The 905-nt window shown below is 33.1% G+C and carries 1 protein-coding gene; it reads right to left on the bottom strand.

The window, feature by feature from the left end; all coding sequences use genetic code 11:
• Positions 1–458: 458 nt before the first annotated feature.
• Positions 459–905 (bottom strand): T9SS type A sorting domain-containing protein (locus CDH50_RS15010; RefSeq protein WP_157805007.1); only part of this gene is annotated, 447 nt, incomplete at its 5' end.

Raw genomic sequence — 905 nt, 5'->3', positions numbered from 1 at the left:
TTCCGTTGAAATTTAATTCGGACTGGGTCCAGCTCTGGGCAAAGGCGTTGCACGACAGCAATAAAAAAATGAGGCAAATGAAATTTTGTAAAATCTTAATTTGAGAAATCATGATATGTGCTTGTGTTGAAGTTAACTAGTTACACAAATTTAAATATCTCAAATATAAAGCGTTCTGTTTTAAAGGGTTATTCGATTAATTGTATAAATTTAGCGATGAGGATGAAATCCAGCATATTTGCTTCCCGATGAAGTGAGCCTGTTTGGGGACGAGGTGGAGTGCATATTAAGATATCCTACACTTTGCGGTATGGATGTGTACAAAATAATCAATGAAGAAGCCACTTTTTGAAACAGTAAAGCTTCGCATTTATGCGAAGCTTTACTGTTTCAAAAAAATTTATAAAAGTAATATTGGTTTATTAATAATTACCAATGGCAATTATATGAAATAGTATTTAGTTGTTTATTACCAATCTTGCTTTATGGACAACACTTCCTTTAGACAGTAAATATAAAGTATACAATCCCGATTGTAAACCTCTTACATCTAATTGCTTTCTAAATGTTGACTGCTCGGGATTGTTATTTTTTATTTTTTTGATCAATCTACCAGTGATATCAAACAGCATGAAATCTGTAACATCGATGGATGAAGATTTTATTTCAACATAAACATATTCACTTGATGGATTTGGGTATATGGTAAATACATCAGAGGTTTTGTCTTCCTCATTAGGTGATGACAGCGTTGAATCATAACTTAATGAAATATCCAATGAAGCAGAAGCGCCGTAGTTAATGGTTAGTGTCGCATTTTTTTGTGTGCCAGAGCCAATGAATTCGACAGTGATGATTTTTGAGGAATTAGATTTTAATAGCACGTTGCTTAAATCTCCGGATTG

It is taken from the genome of Confluentibacter lentus, from assembly GCF_002806995.1.
Classification (GTDB): domain Bacteria; phylum Bacteroidota; class Bacteroidia; order Flavobacteriales; family Flavobacteriaceae; genus Confluentibacter; species Confluentibacter lentus.
This window is presented reverse-complemented; position numbering and strand designations above follow the sequence as displayed.